This window comes from Mesorhizobium sp. WSM3866, from assembly GCF_002294795.1.
In the GTDB taxonomy this organism is placed as follows: Bacteria; Pseudomonadota; Alphaproteobacteria; order Rhizobiales; family Rhizobiaceae; genus Mesorhizobium.
Genome location: NZ_NSGC01000002.1, coordinates 390,229 through 414,675, shown reverse-complemented (window position 1 = coordinate 414,675; position 24,447 = coordinate 390,229). Strand labels below are relative to the sequence as shown.

23 protein-coding genes and 1 pseudogene are annotated in these 24,447 nt (G+C 64.2%); 4 read left to right on the top strand and 20 right to left on the bottom strand.

Going from position 1 to position 24,447, the window contains the following annotated elements; translation table 11 throughout:
* Nucleotides 1–8: 8 nt before the first annotated feature.
* From CK222_RS06210 to CK222_RS06170, 9 genes and pseudogenes are all read right to left on the bottom strand, one after another.
* Nucleotides 9–1,127, bottom strand: coding sequence for a branched-chain amino acid ABC transporter substrate-binding protein (locus CK222_RS06210; RefSeq protein ID WP_067001684.1), 1,119 nt, complete (start codon nucleotides 1,125–1,127; stop codon nucleotides 9–11).
* 139 nt (nucleotides 1,128–1,266) lie between these two features.
* Nucleotides 1,267–1,614: a DUF6867 family protein gene (locus tag CK222_RS06205; RefSeq protein ID WP_067001681.1), complete on the bottom strand. Its 348-nt coding sequence runs from the start codon at nucleotides 1,612–1,614 to the stop codon at nucleotides 1,267–1,269.
* A gap of 17 nt (nucleotides 1,615–1,631) precedes the next feature.
* Entirely contained in the window at nucleotides 1,632–2,360 is a 729-nt protein-coding gene (locus tag CK222_RS06200; protein WP_095799749.1) for an ABC transporter ATP-binding protein, read from the bottom strand.
* 32 nt (nucleotides 2,361–2,392) lie between these two features.
* Nucleotides 2,393–3,466: pseudogene (locus CK222_RS06195) on the bottom strand (ABC transporter ATP-binding protein); the annotation flags it as partial.
* Nucleotides 3,466–4,857 (bottom strand): high-affinity branched-chain amino acid ABC transporter permease LivM, encoded by a 1,392-nt coding sequence (livM, locus tag CK222_RS06190; RefSeq protein ID WP_067001672.1) that lies wholly within the window; start codon nucleotides 4,855–4,857, stop codon nucleotides 3,466–3,468. The gene livM and the pseudogene CK222_RS06195, both read right to left, overlap by 1 nt.
* A gap of 5 nt (nucleotides 4,858–4,862) precedes the next feature.
* Nucleotides 4,863–5,765 carry a branched-chain amino acid ABC transporter permease LivH gene (locus CK222_RS06185; protein ID WP_067001669.1) on the bottom strand — a complete coding sequence of 301 codons (903 nt, stop codon included), beginning with the start codon at nucleotides 5,763–5,765 and terminating at the stop codon, nucleotides 4,863–4,865.
* Nucleotides 5,766–6,218: 453 nt separating this feature from the next.
* Nucleotides 6,219–7,220: a 4-hydroxyproline epimerase gene (locus CK222_RS06180; protein WP_095799748.1), complete on the bottom strand. Its 1,002-nt coding sequence runs from the start codon at nucleotides 7,218–7,220 to the stop codon at nucleotides 6,219–6,221.
* 36 nt (nucleotides 7,221–7,256) lie between these two features.
* Nucleotides 7,257–8,573 (bottom strand): FAD-dependent oxidoreductase, encoded by a 1,317-nt coding sequence (locus tag CK222_RS06175; protein ID WP_067319517.1) that lies wholly within the window; start codon nucleotides 8,571–8,573, stop codon nucleotides 7,257–7,259.
* Between the two features lie 62 nt (nucleotides 8,574–8,635).
* Nucleotides 8,636–9,529 (bottom strand): dihydrodipicolinate synthase family protein, encoded by an 894-nt coding sequence (locus CK222_RS06170; protein ID WP_067319518.1) that lies wholly within the window; start codon nucleotides 9,527–9,529, stop codon nucleotides 8,636–8,638.
* Nucleotides 9,530–9,644: 115 nt separating this feature from the next.
* Between CK222_RS06170 and CK222_RS06165 the strand changes: the two genes are divergently transcribed.
* Complete coding sequence (locus tag CK222_RS06165) at nucleotides 9,645–10,304, top strand: GntR family transcriptional regulator (RefSeq protein ID WP_095799747.1); 660 nt, start codon at nucleotides 9,645–9,647, stop codon at nucleotides 10,302–10,304.
* 42 nt (nucleotides 10,305–10,346) lie between these two features.
* Here the strand turns inward: CK222_RS06165 and CK222_RS06160 are convergent, their stop codons facing one another.
* From CK222_RS06160 to CK222_RS06145, 3 genes are all read right to left on the bottom strand, one after another.
* On the bottom strand, nucleotides 10,347–10,664 hold the full coding sequence (locus CK222_RS06160) for a hypothetical protein (protein ID WP_067319522.1): 318 nt from the start codon (nucleotides 10,662–10,664) through the stop codon (nucleotides 10,347–10,349).
* A gap of 241 nt (nucleotides 10,665–10,905) precedes the next feature.
* Nucleotides 10,906–11,205, bottom strand: a complete 300-nt coding sequence (locus CK222_RS06150) for a hypothetical protein (protein WP_095799746.1) — start codon at nucleotides 11,203–11,205, stop codon at nucleotides 10,906–10,908.
* A gap of 330 nt (nucleotides 11,206–11,535) precedes the next feature.
* The gene (locus CK222_RS06145) at nucleotides 11,536–13,032 is read right to left on the bottom strand and encodes a CoA-acylating methylmalonate-semialdehyde dehydrogenase (RefSeq protein ID WP_095799745.1); all 1,497 of its coding nucleotides are present in this window, start codon (nucleotides 13,030–13,032) and stop codon (nucleotides 11,536–11,538) included.
* A 366-nt stretch (nucleotides 13,033–13,398) separates the two neighbouring features.
* On the opposite strand from CK222_RS06145, the gene CK222_RS06135 reads away from it, so the two are divergent.
* Nucleotides 13,399–14,280, top strand: coding sequence for a LysR family transcriptional regulator (locus tag CK222_RS06135; protein WP_095799744.1), 882 nt, complete (start codon nucleotides 13,399–13,401; stop codon nucleotides 14,278–14,280).
* Between the two features lie 37 nt (nucleotides 14,281–14,317).
* Here CK222_RS06135 and CK222_RS31525 read toward each other — a convergent pair whose 3' ends face one another.
* Nucleotides 14,318–14,515, bottom strand: coding sequence for a hypothetical protein (locus CK222_RS31525; protein ID WP_127247237.1), 198 nt, complete (start codon nucleotides 14,513–14,515; stop codon nucleotides 14,318–14,320).
* Between the two features lie 178 nt (nucleotides 14,516–14,693).
* Between CK222_RS31525 and CK222_RS06125 the strand changes: the two genes are divergently transcribed.
* Together CK222_RS06125 and CK222_RS06120 are read left to right on the top strand one after the other, a co-directional pair.
* Nucleotides 14,694–15,134 (top strand): hypothetical protein, encoded by a 441-nt coding sequence (locus tag CK222_RS06125; RefSeq protein ID WP_095782605.1) that lies wholly within the window; start codon nucleotides 14,694–14,696, stop codon nucleotides 15,132–15,134.
* Nucleotides 15,135–15,202: 68 nt separating this feature from the next.
* The gene (locus CK222_RS06120) at nucleotides 15,203–17,293 is read left to right on the top strand and encodes a phosphatidylserine/phosphatidylglycerophosphate/cardiolipin synthase family protein (protein ID WP_095799963.1); all 2,091 of its coding nucleotides are present in this window, start codon (nucleotides 15,203–15,205) and stop codon (nucleotides 17,291–17,293) included.
* 1 nt (nucleotide 17,294) lies between these two features.
* Here the strand turns inward: CK222_RS06120 and CK222_RS06115 are convergent, their stop codons facing one another.
* The 7 genes from CK222_RS06115 to CK222_RS06085 form a co-directional block, all read right to left on the bottom strand.
* Nucleotides 17,295–18,554, bottom strand: coding sequence for a D-amino acid dehydrogenase (locus CK222_RS06115; RefSeq protein ID WP_095799742.1), 1,260 nt, complete (start codon nucleotides 18,552–18,554; stop codon nucleotides 17,295–17,297).
* A gap of 20 nt (nucleotides 18,555–18,574) precedes the next feature.
* Complete coding sequence (locus tag CK222_RS06110; RefSeq protein WP_095799741.1) at nucleotides 18,575–19,105, bottom strand: nucleoside-diphosphate kinase; 531 nt, start codon at nucleotides 19,103–19,105, stop codon at nucleotides 18,575–18,577.
* Nucleotides 19,102–19,521, bottom strand: a complete 420-nt coding sequence (gene rnk / locus CK222_RS06105; RefSeq protein WP_095799740.1) for a nucleoside diphosphate kinase regulator — start codon at nucleotides 19,519–19,521, stop codon at nucleotides 19,102–19,104. The genes CK222_RS06110 and rnk overlap by 4 nt, the downstream gene beginning before the upstream one ends.
* A 271-nt stretch (nucleotides 19,522–19,792) precedes the next feature.
* Nucleotides 19,793–20,935, bottom strand: coding sequence for an alanine racemase (alr, locus tag CK222_RS06100; protein WP_245432965.1), 1,143 nt, complete (start codon nucleotides 20,933–20,935; stop codon nucleotides 19,793–19,795).
* 200 nt (nucleotides 20,936–21,135) lie between these two features.
* Nucleotides 21,136–21,651, bottom strand: coding sequence for an RNA pyrophosphohydrolase (locus CK222_RS06095; RefSeq protein WP_067319545.1), 516 nt, complete (start codon nucleotides 21,649–21,651; stop codon nucleotides 21,136–21,138).
* A gap of 51 nt (nucleotides 21,652–21,702) precedes the next feature.
* Nucleotides 21,703–22,902, bottom strand: a complete 1,200-nt coding sequence (locus CK222_RS06090) for a divergent polysaccharide deacetylase family protein (protein WP_095799739.1) — start codon at nucleotides 22,900–22,902, stop codon at nucleotides 21,703–21,705.
* 212 nt (nucleotides 22,903–23,114) lie between these two features.
* Nucleotides 23,115–24,446: a S41 family peptidase gene (locus tag CK222_RS06085; protein WP_067001610.1), complete on the bottom strand. Its 1,332-nt coding sequence runs from the start codon at nucleotides 24,444–24,446 to the stop codon at nucleotides 23,115–23,117.
* Nucleotide 24,447: the final 1 nt, after the last annotated feature.

The following is a 24,447-nucleotide window of genomic DNA, read 5'->3' as shown; positions in this document are numbered from 1 at the left end:
TTGCCGGCTTATTGCTCGAAGTAGGAGTACTTGCCGTCTTCACCCTTCTTCCAGGTGTACATGACATAGTCCGGGCGGGTGATGTCGCCCTTGGAGTCATACCCAATGTCGCCGATGGCGGTCTTCCAGGGGCCGCCCGACTTGATCGTCTCGGCGACTTTCTGCGCATCGTCGGCGGAGCCGGTCTTCGTGATGGCCGCAGCGATGATCTGGATCGCGGCGTAGGAGTAGAGCGTGTAGGCCTCCGGTTCGAAACCGGCAGCGCGGAACTTCTCCACGAGCTCCTTGGCGTTCGGGTTCTTGCGCGGATCCGGCGCGAACGTCATCAGCGTGCCTTGGACGGCGTCGCCGGCGATCGAGGCGAGCTCGTTCGACACGATGCCGTCGCCCGACATGAACTGGGCCTTGAGGCCCTGGTCGGCGAGCTGGCGGATGATGAGGCCGGCTTCCGTATGCAGGCCGCCATAGTAGACGACGGAGATACCGGCTTCCTTCATCTTGGCGATGAGCGCCGAGAAGTCCTTGTCGCCGACATTGATGCCTTCATACATGGCTTCGTTGACGCCATTGGCGTTGAGCGCCTTCTTGGTTTCATCGGCAAGGCCCTGGCCATAAGGGGTCTTGTCATGGATGAGCGCGATCTTGGCGTCCTTGAAGTTCTTGGCGACATAGTCGCCGGCAACCTTGCCCTGTTGGTCGTCGCGTCCGCAGGTGCGGAACGTATTCCACATGCCGCGTTCGGTGAACTTGGGATTGGTCGCGGCCGGCGTGATTTCGAGGATGCCATTCTCGGCATAGACTTCCGACGCAGGAATTGAGACGCCCGAATTGAAGTGGCCATCGACGAACTTGATGCCGTCGGCGACAAACTTGTTGGCGACCGAGATGCCCTGCTTCGGATCCGACACGTCGTCACCCACGCTCAGCTTAAGCTGCTGGCCGAGGACTCCGCCGGCCGCGTTGATGTCAGCGACCGCCTGTTCGGCGCCCTTCTGCAGCTGCGCGCCGAAGGCCGCGTTCGGACCGGTGATCGGACCGGCGACGCCGATCAGAATGTCGGCCCACGCGCTGCCGCTGAACGCGATGAACGCGGTCAGCGCCACGGCGGACAAGAGTGATTTTTTCATTGAAACGCTCCCATTTACGGAGTGGGCGTGGATGATACTTTCATGCGATGCCCACCCTTATCGCAGAAAGCATAGAATGCCGATTTTCAGGCACTTGTCACGCCAAATTCATTCCCCGGAACGGCGTTGATCATGAACGTCAACCCTTTGGTTTCCAGCTCAATAAGGAGGCTCTTTCGTAGAGCCAATTATACTGAGTGACCATCTGGTTCGTGCGCGTGTATTGATAACCAAGGAAGCCCAGTATCATTAGCACGATGGTGTCGACGATATAGTAGTGCAGCGAAAACATCGTGCCGTCGAACAGCGCGTGGTGGATGAACCTTATGCCGATGCCGAGTCCGAGCATATAGAGGAACAGCTGAAAGAAGCTGCGCCAAGTCTGCGCGCTCGCCTTGCCGGTCATCCACGCCGCCCATCCGCCGAGCAGGCAGGTGACGAACAGGAACTGCCAGATCGAGGCTTCCTCGTAGAGAATGCCCTGCATGATGAAGTCTCCTGAACTCAGTGGTGGCCGCCTTCGAGATAGGCGGCGCGCACTTCCGGATTGGCGAGCAGCTCCTTGCCGGTGCCGCTCATCGTCACATTGCCGTTGACCATGACGTAGCCGCGATTGGCGAGCTTCAGCGCGCCGAAGGCATTCTGCTCGACCAGGAACACGGTCAGCCCCTGCGTCCGGTTCAATTCGCGGATGGCATCGAAGATCTGCTTGACGATCAGCGGCGCCAATCCCAGCGACGGCTCGTCGAGCAGAAGCAGCTTCGGCCGGGCCATCAGCGCACGCCCGATCGACAGCATCTGCTGCTCGCCGCCCGAGAGCGTGCCGCCACGCTGGCCGATGCGCTCCTTCAGCCGCGGGAACAGCGCAAACACCTTGTCGGCATCCTCGTCAAAATGTTTGAGGTTGTCGAGGCTGGCGCCCATCTGCAGGTTTTCCATCACTGTCATGCGCGGAAAGATGCGGCGTCCCTCCGGCGACTGGGCGATGCGCATCCGCGCGATCTCGTGCGTCGGCAACTGCGTGATGTCGTTGCCGGCAAAGGTGATGGTGCCGCTGCGCGCACGCGGCGCGCCGAAGATTGTCATCATCAACGTCGACTTGCCGGCGCCATTGGCGCCGATCAGCGCCACGATCTCACCTTGATTGACAGTGACGTCGACACCGTTCAGCGCGCGGATGTTGCCGTAATAGGTCTGCACGCCCTTGATATCGAGCAGCGTTGTGCCGGCCATTACTTACGCCCTCCGCGCGGCTTGGCTGTCGAGGATTTCGCGGCCGGCTTGCCCGTGGCCCGCTCGGACGACTTTCTTGGCGTTTTGGCTTTGGCATCGACCTGAGCCGCTTTCGAGGCGCCTCTCGATACCATGACCCGTTCGCCCTCGTCCGCGTGTTCGACAGTGTCGGAAACCGGCCCCGCCATCATCGAGGCGGAACTGCCCGGCCCGTGCGCCGCATCAGGCCCGGTATCCAGCTGCTCGATGACATCCTCGTCGCCGACTTCGGTCAGCACCTCTTCCACTTCCTCGTCGTCGACGCCGAGATACGCGGCAATCACGCGCGGATCGGTCCGGACCGACTGCGGGCTGCCGTCGGAGATCTTGCGGCCGTACTCCAGCACCACGACGTGGTCGGAGATCTGCATGACCACCGACATGTCGTGCTCGATGAGCAGGATCGACGTGCCGGTGTTGTCCTTGATGTCCATCAACAGTTCATTGAGCGAGGCCGATTCCTTCGGATTGAGACCGGCGGCCGGCTCGTCGAGGCACAAAAGCTCAGGTCCGGTGCACATGGCGCGCGCGATCTCCAGCCGCCGTTGCGCGCCATAGGGCAGGTCGCCGGCCGGATCGTCGGCGCGGTCGACGAGATTGGCCTTTTCCAACCAGTGCTTGGCGAGATCGATCGATTCAGCCGAGGCCTGCCGGTAGCTGGAGAAGCCGAACAGGCCGAGGAAGGTATAGCCCGAGGCCTTCATCAGCTTGTTGTGCTGGGCGACCAGGAGGTTCTCCAGCAGCGTCATGCCCGAGAACAGGCGGATGTTCTGGAAGGTGCGCGCTACCTTGGCGCGCGCGGGGATCTCGTGATTGGGCAGGCGCTCGAGCAAATAGTTCGAGCCGTCGCGCCGGCTGAGCGTGATCATGCCTTCCGAAGGTTTGTAGAAGCCGGTGATGCAATTGAACACGGTCGTCTTGCCGGCGCCGTTCGGTCCGATCAGCGCGGTGATCTCGCCGCGCTTGGCCTGGAACGACAGGTCGCCGATGGCGATCAGGCCGCCGAACTTCATCGACAGATGCTCGACCTGCAGGATGAAGTCGTTCATGGAAACTTGCGCGTTCATCAGCCGTGGCCCTCCTTGGTGAAGGAGCCTGACACCGCTTTTCGCTCCTTGAGGAAGGCTGTTGGTTCTCGACTGCCCACGAAGCCGCGCGGCTTCCACAGCATGACGATCACCATCGCAACGCCGAACAATAGCATGCGGTAGAGCTCCGGCGTGAAGTCCGGACCGAACACCACCTTGAGAAAGCCCAGCTCGCGCAGGATCTCGGTGCCGCCGATCATCACCAGCGCCGCCACCGCGATACCGCCCAACGAGCCCATGCCGCCGAGCACGACGATGGCCAGGATGATCGCCGATTCAAGGAAGACGAAGGATTCCGGGCTGACGAAGCCCTGGCGCGCGGCGAAGAACGAGCCGGCGAAGCCGCCGAACATGGCGCCGGTGGCGAACGCCGTCAGCTTGGTGGTGGTGGTATTGATGCCGAGCGAGCGGCAGGCGATCTCGTCCTCGCGCAGCGCTTCCCAGGCGCGGCCCACCGGCAGGCGGCGCAGCCTGATGGTGACGAAGGCGGTGAGGAAGCAGAGCGCCAGAATGAGATAATAGAGGAAGATCTTGTAGTAGGCGCCCGACTGAGCGATCCCCAGCACCTTGGCGATGTAGTTCGGGTCCGAGACGTTGAACGACATGAGCCCGAAGAAGGAGACCTTCGGGATGCCGGAAATGCCGGCCGAGCCATTGGTCACCTCACGCCAGTTGATCAGCACCAGACGGATGATCTCGCCGAAGGCGAGCGTGACGATAGCCAGATAGTCGCCGCGCAGCCGCAGCACCGGGAAGCCGAGCATGACGCCCCAGAAGGCGGCCATGGCGCCGGCGGCAGGCAGCAGGATCCAGAACGACAGGCCAAAATGCGTGCCGAGCAGCGCATAGGCATAGGCGCCAACGGCGTAAAAGGCGACATAGCCGAGGTCGAGCAGGCCGGCTAGCCCGATGACGATGTTGAGGCCCCAGGCCAGCATCACATAAATCAGGATCTGGATGCCGAAATTGTCGACCCATTTCAGCGAGCCCTGGAAGCCGAACAGAAGCACCATCGCCACTGGATAGAGGATCAGCACCGTGGCGCCGATCTTGTTGAAGTTTCGCCGCACGAAGCCGGGCTCCACGGCGATCGCAGGCGCCTTGGCCCTTTCAGCCCTTGATCGTTCGAGCGCCGGAACCGCATAGGCGACATAGAGGAAGCGCCCGACGACAACGGCGAGGACCACCAGGGCGAGCAGGCCCCAGCGCTGCACCAGGATCAGCTCGTTGTTGATGTTCTGATCGGTCCTGAGACCGATGAACAGCACGAACAGGCCGAGCGCGATGGCGCCGGCGTAGAGCGCTTCGCGGAACGCGCGCTGGATGGGAGTAGCGACGACGTCGCGCTCCGGAGAAACGGTAACGGCCATGAGGATCAGACCTTTTCGACTTCAGGCCGGCCCAGGATGCCGGAGGGCAGGAAGATGAGCACGATCGCCAGGATCGAGAAGGCCGCGACGTCCTTGTAGTCGATCGAGAAATAGGCCGACCACATGCTCTCGATGAAGCCGATCAAAAGCCCGCCGAGCACTGCGCCCGGCAGCGAGCCGATGCCGCCAAGCACCGCCGCCGTGAAGGCCTTCACGCCCGGCACGAAACCATCTGAGAAGACCACCACGCCATAATACATCAAGAAAAGCGTCCCGGCGACCGCGGCAAGCGCTGCGCCCATGATGAAGGTGATGGAGATTGTGCGGTCGACGTCGACGCCAAGCAGCGCCGCCATCTTGCGGTCCTGCTCGCAGGCGCGCTGCGCCCGCCCCAATGCCGTCCTGTTGACGAGATACCAGAAGATCGCCAGCAGCACGGCAGTGACGAGCACGATGATGATCTGCTTCAGCGAGACGCTGATGCCGTCGATCGTATAGACCTGGCTGACCAGCGGCGGGATCGGCTTGTTGCGCGGCCCTTGCGTGACCTGCACGAAGTTGGACAGGGCGATCGACATGCCGATGGCGGTGATCAGCGGCGCGAGCCGGAACGATCCGCGCAGCGGCCTGTAGGCCACCTTCTCGATCGTCCAGTTGTAAAGACTGGTGAGCAGCATGCCCACGATCATCATGATCAGGAGCGCCACCACCACCGGCACCGAATAGAACATCGCGCCGAGGATCAGGAAGACGATGAGGGCCGTGAAGGCGCCCACCATGAAGATATCGCCATGGGCGAAATTGATCATGCCGATGATGCCGTAGACCATCGTGTAGCCGATCGCGATCAGCCCGTAGATAGATCCCAGCGTCAGCCCGTTGATAAGCTGCTGGACGAAATACTGCATATTTAAGCGGCTCCCCTGGAATGTCGCCTTCGAGGACGCATTCCTTTTCGTATTGCCCCTAGTCGTAAAGTTTCAAGCCCGGATTGCAACGTGATTTTTCAATCGCCGCGCGTGGTTTGGAAGCACGCTGCCCGATTGCCCGCTTTCTCGCACCCGGCCCCTGGACTATCGCGGACCCTATCATTGGCACAACGCAATGTCTTTGACGATTAAGCCGTATCATGCGCGTCGTTTCGAAGAAATCGCCGTCAAAATAAATTGATGAGAAGATTCCTTGCGTCAGCAGCAGCGCTCGATTTTGCCGTCCCGCGCATTCCGCCAAGTCAGGATTCTGCTCGGTATGACGGTCATGTGACGGCGAGGCGAACGGCGGCCGAAATCACCTTTGCCGATTGGTTCGGTAGTCAGGTTTCGACGAACGACGAGGCGGCCTGACGCGCCGAACGGGAGCGATCAGGTGACGATGAACCCGTGCGCGAACGGATCGCGGTCGTCGATGAAGATGGTGTTCAGTCCGGTCATGCGCGCCCAACCGCCGATCGAGGGGATGATGGCTGGTTTGCCGGCAACGCTGACCTCCTTTTCGACCCTGCCCTTGAACAGCGAGCCGATGATCGACTCATGGACAAAACTGTCGCCAACCTTGAGCCTACCCTTGGCGTGGAGCTGCGCCATGCGCGCCGAGGTGCCGGTGCCGCAAGGCGAGCGGTCTATCGCCTTGTCGCCATAGAATACGGCATTGCGGGCATCGGCCTCGGCATCTCTCGGCTTGCCGGTCCACAGCATGTGCGACAGCCGGTTGATGCCCGGATTTTCCGGGTGAACGAACGAGTATTTCTCGTTCAGGCGCTGGCGCACAAGCGGGCTCCAGGCGATGAGGTCGGCGGCCGAATGGTCGGCCATGTCGCGGTAGTTCTCCTGCGGCTCGACGATGGCATAGAAATTGCCGCCATAAGCGACGTCGACGCTGATCTCGCCAAGCACCGGGCACTCCACCGACAGCCCTTCGGCGTAAAGGAAGGACGGCACGTTGGTGATGCGCACCTCCTCGACATATTCGCCGACCTGTTTGTATTCGGCGACGACTAGGCCGGCCGGCGTGTCGAGCCTGAGCACGCCCGGCGTCTTCGGCCTCACCAGCCCATGCTCGATCGCCATCGTCACGGTGCCGATGGTGCCGTGGCCGCACATCGGCAGGCAGCCCGAGGTTTCGATGAAGAGGATCGCGATATCGCAGTCCTCGCGCGTCGGCGGATAGAGGATCGAGCCGGACATCACGTCATGACCGCGCGGCTCGAACATCAGCCCGGTCCGGATCCAGTCATATTCGGCGAGGAAATGCGCCCGCCGTTCCATCATCGTCGCGCCTTCTAGCAGTGGGCCGCCGCCGGCAACCAGCCTCACCGGATTGCCGCAGGTGTGGCCGTCGATGCAGAAGAAGGATGTCTTGGCCATGATGGCTCCCTGAAATATCAGAATTCTGGCGAATTGTCAGAACCGTTGCGGGCGGAAAGGAGTGAGATCGATCGGCGGCTCCTGCCCGAGAAGGAGATCTCGGATCGAGCGGCCGGTCGCTGCCGCCTGGGTCAGGCCGAGATGGCCGTGGCCGAAAGCGTAGACGATGTTCGGCGCCCGCGCCCTGCCGATGACCGGCAGCGAATCCGGCAGCGATGGCCTGAAGCCCATCCACTCGCGGCCGCCCGACGGATCGAGCCCGGGCAGGAAACGCTTGGCTTTTTCCAGCATCGCCTTCGAGCGCGCGAAATTCGGCGCTCGTTCGATGCCTCCGAGCTCGACGGCGCCGCCGACGCGCAAGCCGGTTTCCAGCGGCGTGATGACGAAGCCGTGCCCGGAAAAGATCAGCTGCCGCTTCACGTCGAAGGCCGACACCGGCAGCGTGGTGTTGTAACCGCGCTCGGTCTCCAGCGGGATGCGGTCGCCGATATCTTTGGCCAGCAGATGCGACCAGGCGCCGGCGGCGATCACGAGCTGCTTCGCTTTTCGGGCCGTGCCGTCCGCAAGCATAAGCGTGACGCCGTTTGTTCCGGTCCCGATACGCTCGACGCGCGCGTGCTCGAAGCGCGCGCCGAGCCGCTCCGCATAGGCCCAGATCGCCTTGCCGAGCAGTTTCGGATCGGCGACTGTCTTCCACCCCGGCACGAAGGTGCCCTTGACGAAGCGCGGCGAAAGACCCGGCTGCAGCGCCGCCATCCCCTCACCCTCGACATGGCGGAAGCCTATGCCGAAACGTTCGCGCGCCCTCCAGCCGGACAGCGAGGCGCGGAACTCGGCCTCGCTTTCGTAGAGTTCGAGCGAGCCGTCCTCATGCAGCATCGGCCGCGTGCCAGAGCGGTCGAGCAAACCCATCCATTCGGCTTCGGCGAGCTTCATCATGCCGGCCTGCGCCGCAAGGCTCGCCTCGAAGTGCCTGGCGGCGCCCGCGCGCCAGAAGCGGAACAGCCAGGGAAGAAGTTTAGGCAGATAGGCCGGCGGGATGGCAAGAGGCCCCAGCGGATCGGCAAGCCATTTCGGCAACTGCCTGATCATCCCCTTATGCGCCAGCGGCAGCACGTCGGAGAAGGCGAAGGCGGCAGCGTTGCCGGAGCTCGTCTCCTCGCAAATGCCCGTCCGATCGAAAATGGTGACGCTGCGTCCCGCCTCCGCGAGCAAGGTGGCGGCGCAAATGCCGATGATGCCGCCGCCGATGATGGCGATATCTTCCCCTTCTCCCCGGTCACGGGGAGAAGGCGCCCGACGGGCGGATGAAGGGCGGCGCCCCTCTTCGGTCGGCTTGGCATTTCCTTGCACGCTGGCGCTGTCCCTCGTCTGTCTGCCGCCATCTGCTCCGCGTGAACGGGAGCAGAAGGCTATCAGAACGCCGGCAGTTCCGGCCGCGCGGCCAGCGCATCCCTGACGATCTTTTCCACCGCCTTCCGGCGCTCGCCCGACAGCGGCTGGCGCGGCATGCGAACGCGGTCATTGGTACCGATCGCCAGCACTTCGGCAAGCTTGATGTTTTGGACCAGGTAGGTCGAGACATCGAGGTCGAGCAGTGGCCTGAACCAGCGGTAAATCTTCAGCGCTTCTTCGCGGCGACCTTTTCTCATCAACTGGTAGATGGCGACGGTCTCACGCGGGAAGGCCGTGACAAGGCCCGCCACCCAGCCGATGGCGCCGACCGACAGCGCCTCGAAGGCGAGGTTGTCGACGCCGGTGAAGAGGTCGTAGCGGTCGCCGAGGCGATTGATGATCTCGGTCGAGCGGCGGATGTCGTCCGACGATTCCTTGATTGCGACGAAGCGCTTGTCGGACGCCAGCTCCTCCATCAGGTCGACAGTGACGTCGACGCGATAGGCGAGCCGGTTGGAGTAGATCATGACAGGCAGGTCGCCGGCCTCCGCGACGGCGCGAAGTGCGGCGACCGTCTCTTCGGCATTGGTGTGGTAGATCGGGCTCGGCACCACCATCAGGCCGTTGGCGCCTTCCTTGGCTGCGCGGCGTGCGATGCTTGCCGCCTCGCGGGTGCCGGGTTCGTTGACGGTCAGAAGCACCGGCTTTGTCCCGGCGACCTTCTGCGCCGTCTTCAGCACTTCGATCTTCTCGTCATGCGACAGCATTGGCCCTTCGCCGAGCGAACCGCAGACGATGATGCCGTCGCAGCCGGCCTCCATCTGCAAGGAGAAACAACGCTCCATTTCGGCATGATCGAGGCGGTCGTCGGGGGTGAATTTGGTCGTGACTGCGGGGAAAACTCCGGCCCACATGGCTATCTCTCCGTCTGATATATCAGCGGTATATTTATTAAGACGCGGGCTGTCAATGCTGAATCCGCTATGATATATGAAAAATATATCAGGAGCTGGCCCATTGATATCCGCATTGATATCCAACGACACGAGCGCAACCTTCGAGCCGGTTGCGACCAGGGCCTATCGTGTGCTGGAGCACATGATCGTCACTCTTGAACTGGCGCCTTCAAGCTTCGTCACCGAAGGTGCACTGATCGAGCGGCTCGGCTTCGGCCGTACCCCGGTGCGCGAAGCGATCCAAAGGCTGGCCTGGGAGGGCTTGCTCGACGTCAGACCACGCGCCGGCATCGCGGTGGCGCCGCTCCACCCCGGCGACTGGCTGCGCGTCATCGATGCCAGGCGCGGCATCGAGGTGGTGCTTGCCCGCTCGGCCGCCCGCTACGTCACCCGCGAGGCGGCCGACCTGTTTCACGAGGCAGCCCTCGCCATGCAGAAGGCAGTGATCTCCGGCAACGTGCTTTCCTTCATTCAGGCCGACAAGCTACTTGACGAGGCGCTGGCGATCGCCGCCGACAATTCATTCGCGGCGCGCGTGGCGGCGCCCTTGCAGACGCACAGCCGGCGCTTCTGGTTCCGCTACAAGGCGGATACCGGGCTCGCCGAATCGGCCGAGCACCACGTCGCGCTGATCCGCTCTATCCTCGACGGCGACGAGGAAGCCGCCGCCAAGGACGCCAAGAAATTGATGGCGCTGCTACGCCACCACGCCGAGGCGGCCGCGACGCGCTGACCGGAGCGGTTCCGCCTTAGCTGAACTGTCCGGTTACGCAGTTCACCCGCCCGGGTGCCGGACCGCGGTGGCCAGCGTGTGCTCCCATCCCTCGCCGGCCGCCAGGATGCAACTCTGGCCCTTAACGTCGGTCATCAGGATGGTCCAGGTTCCGCTCGCCGACACAAACACCTCGAAGATGGCGACGTCTCCACCCAGGCCATAGCCCAGCCGCTTCTCTTCGAACGTCTCTGCCAGCCCCGCGACCAGATCGTCATGGCCCCCGCAGAGGACTTGCGCCTGCACTGGGACTGCCGGCAAAGCCATGACGGCGCCGGCGACTGCCGCCTTCACCACTCGGAACGAAAATCTGCGTGCCATGGGCACCTCCTTCGCCGTGGCATTCCGGCAAAAGAGGCACATTCGGCCGCCTCAGTGTGCCGGAACGCTCCAGGCCGGACTCGACGTCGCCATCACGTCACTCCTTCTGGTTTCCGGTCTGTCGCAGGGAGATTTATCACTCCCTGCATTCGATATGGTGAAGCTGCGCCCGGTAGACAAGCGGGCGTTGATGCGGGCGCCGGCGCGGCTTTCACTGAACGAGCCGTGGCGCCAGTGAGTGTTAGGCTCCCGGCACGGCTGCCGTGATCGTCGGGCTGTCCCAGCCTTCGCCAACGGACAGGATGCAGCTCTGCCCCTTGGTATCAGAGGCAAGAACGGTCCAACTGCCTTGGTCGGAGACAAAGATCTCGAGCACGACGTTCGGATTGATCAGCCCGCGCCCTGCCTCGCTTTCGTGGAACTTGTCGCCGAGCGCCTTGATGATGTCGGCGCGTGGTGCGCATTGTGCTGCCGCATTGGCCTGGCCGGCCGACAGCGCTGCCGCCGCAAGGCACGTCGTCGCCATAAGAAATCGTGTCATCCGACACCTCCTCGCGCCAGACGAGAACCCCGCCTGCCACCGGCGCTGTTTGATTGGCCTGCACGCATGGCAGGAATACAGCCTAAGGCGAATGGCGGCCTGTTGGTTCCATCACACGGCGATGGAATCATTAGGAGGTGCGGATGCAGCCTCGACGTGTCTCGTCGCAAATCATGCATCTGAAGTTGCAAGCGACGACCGGGCGAGACGACAAGCTACGCCAAATATCGATGAGGTGAAGGACAACCAGCCTCCTCTGCAAGGCCCCAAACAGAAAGCGCGGGTGCAAACCGCGCTTTCTCACGAGGCTCTCGAAAAAAAACCGTCCGGTCAGTTCATCGTCGGGATGACGAACTCGGCGCCGTCCTTGATGCCGGACGGCCAGCGCGAGGTGACCGTCTTGGTCTTGGTGTAGAAGCGGAACGCGTCCGGGCCGTGCTGGTTGAGGTCGCCGAAGGACGACGCCTTCCAGCCGCCGAAGGTGTAGTAGGCGATCGGCACCGGGATCGGCACGTTGACGCCGACCATGCCGACCTGGACCCTGGAAGCAAAGTCACGCGCGGCGTCGCCGTCGCGGGTGAAGATGGCGACGCCGTTGCCCATCTCGTGGTCGTTGGCGAGGTTGATGGCGTTCTCATAGGTCGGCGCGCGCACCACCGAAAGCACCGGCCCGAAGATCTCTTCCTTGTAGATGCGCATCTCCGGCGTCACGTTGTCGAACAGGCAGCCGCCCATGTAGTAGCCGTTCTCGTAGCCCTGCATCTTGAAGCCGCGGCCATCGACAACCAGCTTGGCGCCTTCCTTGACACCGATATCGACATAGCCCTTGACGCGTTCCAGGGCTTGGCGTGTCACCAGCGGGCCGAAATCGGCCGAGGAGTCGGTCGACGGACCGACCTTCAGGCTTTCGACGCGCGGTACCAGCTTTTCCATCAGCCGGTTCGCGGTGTCGTTGCCGACCGGCACGGCCACCGAGATCGCCATGCAGCGCTCGCCGGCCGAGCCGTAGCCGGCGCCGACCAGCGCGTCGACCGTCTGGTCCATGTCGGCGTCGGGCATGATGATCATGTGGTTCTTGGCGCCGCCGAAGCACTGCACGCGTTTTCCCGCCGCGCAGCCGCGCGCATAGATGTACTGCGCAATCGGCGTTGACCCGACGAAGCCGACGGCTTTGATGTCCGGATCGTCGAGGATGGCGTCGACCACTTCCTTGTCGCCGTTGACCACGTTCAGCACGCCTTCCGGCAGGCCGGCCTCGATGAACAGCTCGGCGATGCGGATCGGCACGCCCGGGTCGCGCTCCGAAGGCTTCAGGATGAAGGCGTTGCCGCAGGCGATCGCCGGCGCGATCTTCCACAGCGGGATCATCGCCGGGAAGTTGAACGGCGTGATGCCGGCGACGACGCCGAGCGGCTGGCGCATCGAATAGGTGTCGATGCCCGGACCGGCGCCGTCGGTGAACTCGCCCTTCATCATATGCGGCGCGCCGATGCAGACCTCGACCACTTCGAGGCCACGCTGGATGTCGCCGCGCGCGTCGGCAATGGTCTTGCCATGCTCGCGCGCCAGGATGTCGGCCAGCTCGTCATAGTCGCGCTGGACCAGTTCGAGAAACTTCATCAGCACGCGCACGCGGCGCTGCGGGTTGGTGGCGCCCCACTTGATCTGCGCGGCCTTGGCGTTCTCGACCGCGGCGCGCAGCTCCTGCGCCGAGCCCAGCGCCACCGTAGCGCGCACCGAGCCGTCCATCGGCTGCATGACGTCCTGCTTGCGGCCGCTGGTGCCGGCGACACGCTTGCCGCCAATGAAATGACCGTACTCGATCATGGGTTCTCTCCCTGTTTTGATGATGAGGCATTGTCCGCCTTTGCGTCCGCAATGGCAACGCGAGCTAGAACGCAACCGTTGTGCGCGAAATAGACAGCGGCAGTCGGACGTGCATTAATTGCCGCAAAAGGTTCGGTCATTGAAAGGATCGAAGATTGAGTTCCTTCACACCCCCCTCTGTCCTGCCGGACATCTCCCGCGCATGGGGGGAGATTGGCAGTTTCATCGCCGGGGCTCTTCCTGCACCGTTGGCGATTGGCGAAAGCGAACGCGACATCCGATCTCCCGCCTTGCGGGGGAGATGTCCGGCAGGACAGAGGGGGGTGGGCGGGAACGCAGCGCTGGCGACTAACCTGGACCATCCCCATGAACTGGGATGATGTCCGCATCTTCCTCGCCGTGGCGCGCGCCGGCCAGATCCTCGGCGCGGCAAAACGTCTGGAGCTCAACCACGCCACCGTCTCGCGACGGCTCGCGGCGCTCGAGGAAGCGCTGCGGACGAAACTCTTCCGCCGCCTGACCACCGGCAGCGAGCTGACGCCGGCCGGCGAGCGCTTCCTCGACATCGCCGAGCGCATGGAGAGCGACATGATCGCCGCGCGCTCGACCATCGCCGGCGAGGGCGACGACGTCTCCGGCACGGTGCGCATCGGCGCTCCCGACGGTTTCGGTGTCGCCTTCCTCGCCAAGCGTTTGGGCGAGCTGACGGCGCTCCACCGCGAGCTCACCATCCAGCTGGTGCCGGTGCCGCGCTCCTTCTCCCTGTCGCGGCGCGAGGCCGACATCGCGATTGCCGTAGAGCGGCCGACCGAGGGCCGATTGGTGGCGGGAAAGCTCGTCGACTATACGCTCGGCCTGTTCGCCTCCCGCACCTATGCGGAAGCCAACGGCCTACCGAAGTCAGCAGCCGAGCTCGATCGGCACACGCTGATCGGCTATGTGCCCGACCTCATCGTCAGCCCTTCGCTCGACTATGCCGCGGAGTTCAGCCCGGACTGGCGCACCAGCTTCGCCATCTCGTCAGCGCTTGGCCAGGCGGAGGCGGTGCGCTCGGGCGCCGGCATCGGCATCCTGCATACCTTCGTCGCCCGCTCGATGCCGGAGCTGGTGCCGGTAGACATCGTCGCGCCCATCCGCCGCGCGTACTGGCTGGTCTATCACGAATCAGTGAGGCCGCTGCGCCGGGTCCAGCTCGTCGCCAATTTCATCACCAGGGCGGTGGAGCGGGAAAAGGGGTTGTTCGTCTGATGCCGCCAAAAAAAGCCGACCCGCTTTGGAACCGCCTTCAAGGCGCATCGAGGACGAAAGAATTCACAACCTCGTCGGCCTCAGCGGCGAACGGCGCCCACATCCGGCCGGCTTCCTCGGCGCTGTTGCCCATGAGCCCGCAGGTGACTAAGCCGTAGTGGCGGTCGCGTATCGAAATCGCGATCCTGGCGTGGCCGTAGAAGCTGACATCGCCGTCGCCGAGGTGGAAATCCATGTCAGCCATCCGCACGGGATAGCCGTCCGGGAGTCGCGCCAGCCTGTCGTTGCTGAAACTGGCCGAACCGAAGGCGGAGCCGACCTGCCTTGCGCTTGCCACAAAATCGGCCAGTGTGGCACCAGTACTTCGCCATGCCATGGCAGGCGAGGGGGAATCTGGGAAAGCCGGCGCAGACATGCGAGCCATTCTTGCCATCCTGCCGCTGCTTTGCCTCTCCGGCTGCGCCAATCCGTGGGCCAGGGTTCCCGAAGCGGAACTGCCGAAGTCGATCCGCTATGCGATGGCCCGCCCCTCGCCTTTCGTCTTCGGCAATTATTGCGGTCCCGGAACCCGTACCGGCGATCTCTCGGCCACCCCGGTCGACCGGCTCGATGCCGCCTGCCGGATCCACGATGCCTGCTATATCGCCCGCCACAATCATTGCGATTGCGACGGCGCGCTGATCGCTTCGGCAAGGACGATCCGCGGCGACAAGACGGCGCCAAGGAAGATGCGCGGCGAGGCCGAGCTCTTGATAGCCACCTTCGCGCTTCCGGTCTGCAAGGTCTTTCCGCAGGGCTTCATGCCGCCGCGCGACCCCGCCCAGCTCAAGGTCATGAACGGGGCGACCGGGTGAGACCGGGAGCCGTCGTGACAAGGCTGCTGCTTGGCCTGGCGCTGACCGCGCTCGCCGGATGCGCCGGCATGCCGGGCCGTTCCGCCTGCGCCTTCTTTCCGGGAGACGAAGCCTGCGCGCGTGCGCCCATCTCGGCGGATCGAAGCGGCGCCGAGATCGCCAGCGCCGGTTACTTCGCGGACAATGGCAGTGCCGCCTATGAAAAGCGATTCGAGGCGTTGCTGGCCCAAAGCCGAATCGATGCGCTCGACCGCACCAATGGTACCGGCCGCTTCGGCCGTGACTGGCGCGACGTCCACAATGATCGTTTCCAGGCAACTTATCCGGCGCTGCAACGGCTGGCGAAGCCGCTCGACAGCACGGAGCAGCCGCTGGCACCAGGCAAACCGGGCGAAGGCCATTTCACCGGTCGCTGGCGCATGTCGCGCCAGACGCTCTATCTCGACGCTGCCGCCAGGCCGTCCGCACCCAAGAGCTTCAGCTTCTCCGGCCTGCAGGCGCGCTCGGTCGAGATCGTGCTCCGCCAGGTCGGCCGGCAAACGGTCGTGATCGGCGGCAGCTGCGACGGATCGCTGGCGATGCGCATCTCGGGCCGGTCGCGGACAATTGCCAAAGGTGCCGCGTTCCATCTCAGCCTGCCGGCGACCGAGACATCTGCCAGCCTGTTTCCAAGCGAAGCGCTCACCCGTTGCGATCTCACCGTCAGCTCCAGCCTCGCGCCGTCCGGCGCGAAGCTGACCATCCTGCGCGAGGAGGCCGCCGACCCATGGATCACGGCACTCGACAGCCGCTATGATCGTTGTCCGGTGCCAGATCCGGCCGGGCTCGAAGCGCTCGACCGCGCCTTTTATGCCGGTCGCTGGCTGTCGCAGACCTGCGCGCTGCCGCTCAGGTCGCCGACCTTGCTGCGCAAATCGCGCGACGGCTTCAATGCCAAGGTCGAGGCGCTGCTCGGCAAGACGCTGCCCGACAGCGCCTTCGACAAGGCCGATCCCGAACTGCCGCTCGATTTCTCCAACGCGCCGAGACTCAAGCTGATCTATCTGTCGTCGCTGGAGTTCAAGGCGGACTTTTCCGGCCGCATCATGGAGCGGCTGATCCGCCACCACGCGGCGCTCGGCACCAAGGTACGCATCCTGGTCACCGACGTGCTGGAGCGCGACAAGGACGACGCCCTGCTGCATCGGCTGGCGGCGGAGTTTCCCAATGTCCAATTGCAGGAATATCGCTGGCAGGCCGATCACGGCGCGCCGATCGACGAGCAGCTCTCACAGCTGCACAAGACCCATCACATCAAGATGCTGGCGACCCTGGCCGAGGAACCCGGCCGCTCGCGCGTCATCATCGGCGGCCGCAACATCCATGACGGGTTCCTGTTTCATAAGCCGATCGACCTGTCGCGCTACCCTCAGCTGCAGCAATACGGCAAGACCGACGGCTTCTCGCTCAACTACTATTCCAACTGGAGCGACTTCGACATCGAGATCGCCGACCCGGCGACGGTCGAAACGCTGGCCGCGCATTTCTCGACCGTCTGGCTGCGCGATGCCGACACCAATCTGTCACGGCCGTTTTCCATTCCGGTTCGTTCCGGTGGCCATCCGCAAGGCGTGGTGCGGCACTTCATTTCCGTGCCTTACGCGGACGGGCATGCACTGGAAAACTACTTCGTCGAACTGATCGACACCGCCGAGCATCGCATCGAGATCGTCAATCCCTATCTCAACCTCACGCCCAGTATCGCGAGAGCGTTCGATCGGGCGCTGGCCCGCGGCGTCAAGATCGACGTCGTCGGGCGCATCGATCTCAAGGGCGACATAGGCGGCCGCTTCCTCACCGCGCTCAACAAGCTATTCGTGGAGAAATATGGCGACCGCATCAACATCCGCGAATTCAAGGCGCCCGACGTGGTGCTGCATTCCAAGATCATGATGATCGATCAGCGGCTGGTGACGATCTCCTCGGTCAACCTCAACAATCGCAGCTTCGTCCACGACTCGGAAAACGGCATGATGGTGCTCGATCCTGCCTTCTACCGCCGCATGAAGTCGGTCTATGACGACTATCTCGCCCATTCGCAGCCGGTCGCCACCAATGTCACGATCGGCTGGGCTTACCGGCTGCTGTTCAGCAATGGGTGGGTGAAACAGGCCTTTTAAATCAAGCCTTGATGTAGCGGTCCGGGCTGAGGTCGAGCGCGTTGATCTCCGGCACCCGGTTGGAAATGATATCGGCAAGCACTTTCGCCGAGCCGCAGGCCATGGTCCAGCCCAGTGTGCCGTGGCCGGTGTTGAGATAGAGGTTGGACAATTCGCTGCGCCCGACCAGCGGCGGCCCGTCGGGCGTCATCGGCCGCAAGCCACACCAGAAACTCGCCGCCTTGAGATCGCCGCCGCCCGGAAACAGGTCGCCGACGGAGTGCTCGAGCGTGCGGCGGCGCGATTCATGCAGACGAAGGTCGAAGCCCGAAATCTCCGCGGTGCCGCCGACGCGGATGCGGTCGCCGAGCCTGGTGATCGCCACCTTGTAAGTCTCGTCCATGATGGTCGACACCGGCGCCGCCGCCGCGTCCGTTATCGGCACCGTGATGGAATAGCCTTTGACCGGATAGACGGGGATCGGCCGTTTCATCCTGCGCATGAAGGGAGCCGAATAGCTGCCAAGCGCCATCACATAAGCCTCCGCCGTTCGCCAGCCCTTGTCGGTGCCGACCTGGACGACGCGGTTTCGGTTCCTGACGACGCGCCGGATGCTCGTGCCATATTCGAAGGCGACACCGCGCGCCACGCAAAGCTCGGCCAGCTTGTCGGTGAACATCTTGCAGTCGCCGGTCTCGTCGCCGGGCAGCCTCAGCCCACCGACGAATTTTTCCCGCACACCGGCCAGCGCCGGCTCGGCCGCGATGCAGCCGTCCCGGTCGAGGAGCTCGTAGGGAACGCCATATTTTTTCAGCACCTCGACATCGCCGCCGGTGCCGTCGAGCTGCTTCTGCTTGCGGAAGAGCTGCAGCGTGCCCTTGGCTCGCTCGTCATAGCTGATGCCGATCGTAGTGCGTAGCGCCTTCAGCGTGTCGCGGCTGTACTCGGCCAAGGGCACCATGCGCGACTTGTTCAGCGCATAGCGCTGGGCCGTGCAGTTGCGCAGCATCTTCAAGAGCCATGTCCACATATGCGGATCGAAGGCCGGCCGCACCACCAGCGGTCCGTATTTCATCAACAGCCATTTGACGGCTTTCACGGGAATGCCGGGCCCGGCCCATGGCGAGGCATAGCCCGGCGACACTTCGCCGGCATTGGCGAAGCTGGTCTCCAGCGCCGGTCCCTGCTGCCGGTCGATCACCGTGACTTCATGGCCAGCCTCGGCAAGGAAGTGGGCGGTGGTGATCCCGATCACACCGCCGCCCAGCACCAGGACTTTCATTCTATTGCTCCTCAAACCGATCATGCCGCCGAAGGGCCGGGATCGTCGCCTTCTGTCTGCCGGATTTTGCCGCCCCCGCCAAGGGGCCAACGATCGCCTGCGGCGCTGTACACCAGCCTCGGGCCAAGGGGTCGCTGTGCGGCAGTCCGAGCCGCCTGATGCTCGGCCTCCGGCTGGTAGGCCACATCCTCGAGAAGGATGCGCTCGCGGCTGCCGTCGGGGCGCTCGGCCACTACCGACTGGCCCGCCCTCATGCCGAGCAGGCAGAGGCCGCGCCAGGTGCCGAGCGGCAGGCCGAATCCGACAGGAGCGGAGGCGTCGCCCAGCATCAACGTCCTCGTCTCCGGGGCTCCGTCGTTGATCCGGAAGACTACCCGGCTGTTCAGCGTGGCGATGTCGGGCTCGACCATGCCGGCCGGGATGATGTCGCTCTCGGCGAGCTTGCGTTCGAGCATCGGCACGATCGCGTCGGCAAAGGCGCGCCGGCGCATCAGCATCGCTTCGAGAACCGCGAGATCCTTCGGCGTGAGGCGATAGATGGTCCTGGTCATGGCGCTCTCCGCGACGCGGATTGCTCGACCGCGTGGATGGTCGCCGAAAGCACCCGGCCGTCGCGGCTTCGCCAGGACACTGTGCGGCCGGCACGCGCGCCGATCAGCGCGGTTCCGAGCGGCGTCAGCACCGAGATGCGTTTTTCGGCGATGTCGGCCTCGGCGGGATAGACCAGCGTGACGCGCTGAACGCTTCCTTCCCCGTCGTGAAGCGTCACCGTCGTGCCCATCCGCACGACATCGGCTGGCATCGCCGCTTCGGCGGCGATCCGCGCGCGGTCCATCTCGGCGAGCAGGTCCTCGGCCATCTCGGGCGTCCGCTCGAGAAAGGCTCTGGCAAGGCCGCTGAGCCGGTCGTGGTCCGCGTCGCTGACGACGATCGTGTTTCGGGAACGCGATTGGGTTGTGGCATTCATGGCAAACCTCCTGGATTTGCACGTCGACGAACCGACGCGCGCTGCAGCCCGCTCAAAGGCGGCGACGAAGAGCCGACAGCCGCGAAAGGCTGGCTGGCTCGATGACGATGTCAGGAATTCAAATGCCCCGGCTCGGCGGTCGCCAACACGACCGCGCCGGGGCTACGCTCCCGCGATGGGGCAAACCCTGAAAAAGGTTCTGCTATGGGCGAGGTTGCTCATGCCTCGACCCTTGCCGAGATGCATCGGCTTGTCAAGCAAGCCGCCCCTTTCACCCGCCGATGTAGCGGCGGTGAAAGCGCGCACCCAAGCTGGCCAGCACCTCGTAGCCGATGGTTCCGGCATGCGCGGCCGCGTCGTCGAGGCTTTGCGACGGCCCGATGAGCTCGACGAGGTCGCCCTCGCCCAGTTGATCGACCGGAAGCGCTGAAATGTCGAGGACAATGGAATCCATCGATACCCGCCCGACGAAAGGCAGCCGCACGCCCTCGAACCAGGCGGCCGAGGCGGCGCGCCGGTGCCAGCCATCGGCATAGCCGAGCGAGATTGTCGCCAGCCTGAGCGGTCCGCGCGCCTGATGGGTATGGCCGTAGCCGATGCCGGCGCCGTCATCGACGTTGCGCGTCTGAGCCACCTTCGCCTGCAGCCGCACCACCGGCATCATCGGGTTCGCCTCGCCCGGCGTCGGGTTGATGCCGTAGAGCGCCGCGCCCGGCCGCGCGAGGTCGTGGTGGTAGGCCGATCCGAGAAAGATGCCGGACGAATTGGCAAGCGAGGCCGGCGCCTTGGGCAGCATCCCGCGCAGCCGCTCAAACGCGAGCCGCTGCGCTTCGTTGGCAGGATTGCGCGGCTCGTCGGCGCAGGCGAGATGGCTCATCACCAGGCGGATGTCGATGCCGCCGAAAGCATCCGCCGCGAGCGCCTCGACGTCAGCCGGCGGCATGCCGAGCCGTGACATGCCGCTGTCGACCTGAACAGCGGCCGGCAGCTTTCGGCCGGCGGCAAGCGCCGCTTCACGCCACGCCCTCAACTGAGCGGTGCTGTTGATGACAGGATGAAGCCCAGTCGCGATCGCTTCCGGCTCGGAGCCCGGCGGCAGGCCGTTGAGCACAAAGATCTCATGTCCGGGTCCAAGCGCCTTGCGCAGCGCGATGCCCTCGCCGAGCAGCGCGACGAAGAAGATCTCGCAGCCTTCCTTCATCAGCGCCGATGCCACGCGCGCTGCGCCGAGGCCATAGCCGTCGGCCTTGAGCACGCCGGCGCAGCGCACGCCCGCCAGCCGCGCCTTCAGCCGCCGGTAGTTCTCGCGGATGGCGCCAAGATCGATGGTCAGGATCGCGCCGGCTGCGGTTTCGCTGGGCATAAAGCCGCTGGTGGCGGTCGTTTGCGGCAAAGACGTTTTGGTGCCGGTCATCGGGGCAATTGCGTCAGACAAAGACGGGTCACACTTGTTGCGGAGCTGCTTGCTTCTCGACGCCGGCGAAGTGCGCTTGTCGCGCGTCGTTCATGTTTGCCTCTTTGCCTGCGGCGCATCTGCATCAACAAAGCATGATCTCGACTACGGTGCCAACCTCTTCGCTAACCGAACTTAGTTGGAAGCGCGCCTGCCATCGCCTAGCGAGCAAGATGCTGGAACGCGGCCACCACCTGCTCGTAGACCTTGCGCTTGAACGGCACGATCAGGTCGGGCAGCTCCCGCATCGGCCGCCATGCCCATTGGTCGAATTCGGCCTTGTGGCCGCCCGGCGGCGGATTGATCTCAATCTCGCTCTCGTCGCCCTCGAAGCGGTAGGCGAACCATTTCTGCGTTTGGCCGCGATAGCGGCCCTTGAAGGCGACGCCGACCAGATGCGGCGGCAGGTCGTAATTGATCCAGTGCGGCGCTTCGGCAAGCAGCGACACGCTGCGCATACCGGTCTCCTCGTAAAGCTCCCGCTCCGCCGCCGGGAGCGGCTCCTCGCCCTCGTCGATGCCGCCCTGCGGCATCTGCCAGAGTTTCGTGGTGCCGGAGAATTCGCTGTCCGGCTCGGCGATGCGATGCCCGACCCAGACCAGCCCGGCCGGGTTGAGGATCATCAGCCCGACGCAAGGGCGATAGGGCAGCGTTTCGGGATCGATCTTCTTGGCCATCGTTCAGATTTCCAGCCGTTTTGGAGATGCATTCAGGCGAAAGGGTCGGCGTCAGCCTTTTTGCGGATCGATCGCCACCGCCGAAATCGGCACGATCTCGATGCCGCGCTTCTTTGCTTCTGCCACCCAGGACGCAACCGTGTCGACGGTGATATCGAAGGCCGAGCCGATGCCGACGGCGCTGCCCTTGGCGCGTGCCGTCGCCTCGAGGCTGTCCAGCTTCTTGAGGATTTCGCCGCGGTCCTGCACCGCGTCGATCGCCATGTCGCCGGCGACGAACGGGACGCCATCCTTCAGCGCGAGGTCGGGCGCCAGGCTCCGCGCGGAGGAGCCGTCGTCGACATAGGCGAGCCCGCGCTTGCCGAGCTCAGCCATGAACGGGCCCATCGCGTTTGCATCAGCCGAGAAACGCGCGCCCATATAGTTCATGACCCCGGTATAGTTGGTCGTCCTCGACAGCGCCCAGTGCAGGCTCTTCAGGTTCTCGTCCGGACTCGCATCGACCGTCAGCGTGTTGCGTCCCGGATTGACGCTGGGATAGTCGAACGGCTCGAGCGGTATCTGCATGACGATCTCATGTCCGCTCTGGCGCGCCGCCTTCATCCAGCGGTCGATGCTGTTGCCCTGCGGCGCGAAAGCCAGCGTCACCTCGGCGGGCAATTTGGCGATCGCGGCCTGCGTGCCGGTCTGGGAGACGGCGAGCCCGCCGATGACGATCGCCACGCGCGCGCCGCGCGCTCCGGACCAGGGCCGCGCATAGACGTCGAACGGTCGCCGGCCATCGGCGGAGCGCACCGGCAGCGGGCCGCCGTCGCTCGCCTCGATCAGCGCCCTGTCGGGAATATGCGCGACCTTGAGATTCTGGCTGAGTGTGGAAGGATCGCGGATGACGATACCGGCCTTCGGCGGACCATCGCCCTCTTCAGACTGGACATGGATGATTTGCGGGCCATCGCTCTTCATCGGCGTGCTCGCATTGGGCTTCGCCGCCGCCACCTCGGCCGGTGCCGGCGTCGGCGCCGGTGCCGGCGCGGGAGCCGGTGCCACGATTACCTTCGGCGTCGAAACGGCCGTCTCTTGCGGTTTGCGGAAAGGTTTTTCACGCAACGCGATCGCACCGGAAATGCCGACCACAGCGAGGATGGCGACCGCCGCGCCAAGCGTGTCGGCGCCGAAGGTGCGCGAGGCAGGGCGCTCTGGCCGGAGCGTCTGTCCGAGCGGGCGTTCGATGTCCTTGCCGATGTCAGCCAAGCCGCATCCCCAGACCCGTGACGCGGCTGATCGGATCAGCGCAGCTGATCGAATCGTCAGCGCTCACGCGCAAATTCAAAACCTTAGGCGACGCAGCGCCCGTTGCCGAACCAACCTGTCCCCGAATCAAACTGCCGGAACCTCGCGGTCCCGGCAGCATTGCATCGCTTCGGTCGGCCGGCCAGAGCGATTTGGCCCGGCCATCCCCGTCTTTACTGGTTCAGCACAGCCTTGTCCGGGTTCGGCGGGAAGGCCGGGTCGGTCTTTTGGCCGCGCAGCAGCTGTTCGGCATAGATCAGCTGCAGGTCGTCCTTCGGCTCCGGCGGCACATAGGCGGCCGAGCCCGAGCCGGTCGAGCTCTCGTCGGCCCCCTTGATGTGGCCCTTGAGGTCCGATTCGCCGCGGGTCAGGTCCCTGCCCTGCAGGTCCGGCGGCAGCGGCTGCTCGACCTTGATGTCGGGCGTGATGCCCTTGCCCTGGATCGACTTGCCCGACGGCGTGTAATAGAGCGCGGTGGTGAGCCTGAGCGCGCCATTCTCGCCGAGCGGGATGATGGTCTGCACCGAACCCTTGCCGAACGACTGCGTGCCGACGACGGTGGCGCGGCGCAGATCCTGCAGCGCGCCGGCGACGATCTCGGACGCGCTTGCCGAGCCGCCATTGACCAGCACGATCAGCGGCTTGCCGCCGATGTCGTCGTTCTGCTTCGGCTTGGCGTCGAAGCGGGTAACGTCCTTCGGATCGCGGCCGCGGGTCGAGACGATCTCGCCGCGCTTCAGGAAGGCGTCCGACACGCTCACCGCCTGGTCGAGCAGGCCGCCCGGATTGAGGCGCAGGTCGAGCACATAGCCCTTCAGCTTGTCGTTGGGCACCTGCTTCTTGATGTTCTCGATGGCGTTCTCAAGATCGTCATAGGTCTTCTCGGTGAAAGAGGTGATCTTCATGTAGCCGATGTCATTCTCGACCCGGTACTTCACCGCCTTGACCTTGATGATGTCGCGCACGACCGTCAACTCGATCGGCTTGTCGGCGCCCTGGCGCAGGATGGTGAGCTTGATCGGCGTATTGACCGGGCCGCGCATCTTCTCGACCGCGTCGTTGAGGGTGAGGCCGCGCACCTCCTCGCCGTCGATCTTGGCGATATAGTCGCCGGCAAGCACGCCCGCCTTTGCGGCCGGCGTGTCGTCGATCGGCGTGATCACCTTGACCAGGTCGTTCTCCATCGTGACCTCGATGCCGAGGCCGCCGAACTCGCCCTTGGTCTGCACGCGCATATCCTGCGCCTGCTCGGCATTCATGTAGGACGAATGCGGGTCGAGCGAAGCGAGCATGCCGTTGATGGCGTTCTCAACCAGCGACTTGTCGTCCGGGGGCGTCACATATTGCGCGCGCACGCGCTCGAAGATGTCGCCGAAGATCGCCAGCTGCTTGTAGGTCTCGGAACCCGCAGCATTCGCCGCCGAGCCAGGTGCGCCGTAGACCAGGCTCATTGCCGATGCGCCCATCAGCGCGCCGGCAAACAGAAGCGACAATTTCCGCATCATT

Bases quoted from the DNA above. Each gene is read 5' to 3' on its own strand.
- CK222_RS06210 (WP_067001684.1), bottom strand. From the start codon at position 1,127: ATGAAAAAATCACTCTTGTCCGCCGTGGCGCTGACCGCGTTCATCGCG.
- CK222_RS06205 (WP_067001681.1), bottom strand. From the start codon at position 1,614: ATGCAGGGCATTCTCTACGAGGAAGCCTCGATCTGGCAGTTCCTGTTC.
- CK222_RS06200 (WP_095799749.1), bottom strand. From the start codon at position 2,360: ATGGCCGGCACAACGCTGCTCGATATCAAGGGCGTGCAGACCTATTAC.
- livM (WP_067001672.1), bottom strand. From the start codon at position 4,857: ATGGCCGTTACCGTTTCTCCGGAGCGCGACGTCGTCGCTACTCCCATC.
- CK222_RS06185 (WP_067001669.1), bottom strand. From the start codon at position 5,765: ATGCAGTATTTCGTCCAGCAGCTTATCAACGGGCTGACGCTGGGATCT.
- CK222_RS06180 (WP_095799748.1), bottom strand. From the start codon at position 7,220: ATGGCCAAGACATCCTTCTTCTGCATCGACGGCCACACCTGCGGCAAT.
- CK222_RS06170 (WP_067319518.1), bottom strand. From the start codon at position 9,529: ATGTGGGCCGGAGTTTTCCCCGCAGTCACGACCAAATTCACCCCCGAC.
- CK222_RS06160 (WP_067319522.1), bottom strand. From the start codon at position 10,664: ATGGCACGCAGATTTTCGTTCCGAGTGGTGAAGGCGGCAGTCGCCGGC.
- CK222_RS06150 (WP_095799746.1), bottom strand. From the start codon at position 11,205: ATGACACGATTTCTTATGGCGACGACGTGCCTTGCGGCGGCAGCGCTG.
- CK222_RS06145 (WP_095799745.1), bottom strand. From the start codon at position 13,032: ATGATCGAGTACGGTCATTTCATTGGCGGCAAGCGTGTCGCCGGCACC.
- CK222_RS06135 (WP_095799744.1), top strand. From the start codon at position 13,399: ATGAACTGGGATGATGTCCGCATCTTCCTCGCCGTGGCGCGCGCCGGC.
- CK222_RS31525 (WP_127247237.1), bottom strand. From the start codon at position 14,515: ATGGATTTCCACCTCGGCGACGGCGATGTCAGCTTCTACGGCCACGCC.
- CK222_RS06125 (WP_095782605.1), top strand. From the start codon at position 14,694: ATGCGAGCCATTCTTGCCATCCTGCCGCTGCTTTGCCTCTCCGGCTGC.
- CK222_RS06120 (WP_095799963.1), top strand. From the start codon at position 15,203: ATGCCGGGCCGTTCCGCCTGCGCCTTCTTTCCGGGAGACGAAGCCTGC.
- CK222_RS06115 (WP_095799742.1), bottom strand. From the start codon at position 18,554: ATGAAAGTCCTGGTGCTGGGCGGCGGTGTGATCGGGATCACCACCGCC.
- CK222_RS06110 (WP_095799741.1), bottom strand. From the start codon at position 19,105: ATGACCAGGACCATCTATCGCCTCACGCCGAAGGATCTCGCGGTTCTC.
- rnk (WP_095799740.1), bottom strand. From the start codon at position 19,521: ATGAATGCCACAACCCAATCGCGTTCCCGAAACACGATCGTCGTCAGC.
- alr (WP_245432965.1), bottom strand. From the start codon at position 20,935: ATGACCGGCACCAAAACGTCTTTGCCGCAAACGACCGCCACCAGCGGC.
- CK222_RS06095 (WP_067319545.1), bottom strand. From the start codon at position 21,651: ATGGCCAAGAAGATCGATCCCGAAACGCTGCCCTATCGCCCTTGCGTC.
- CK222_RS06085 (WP_067001610.1), bottom strand. From the start codon at position 24,446: ATGATGCGGAAATTGTCGCTTCTGTTTGCCGGCGCGCTGATGGGCGCA.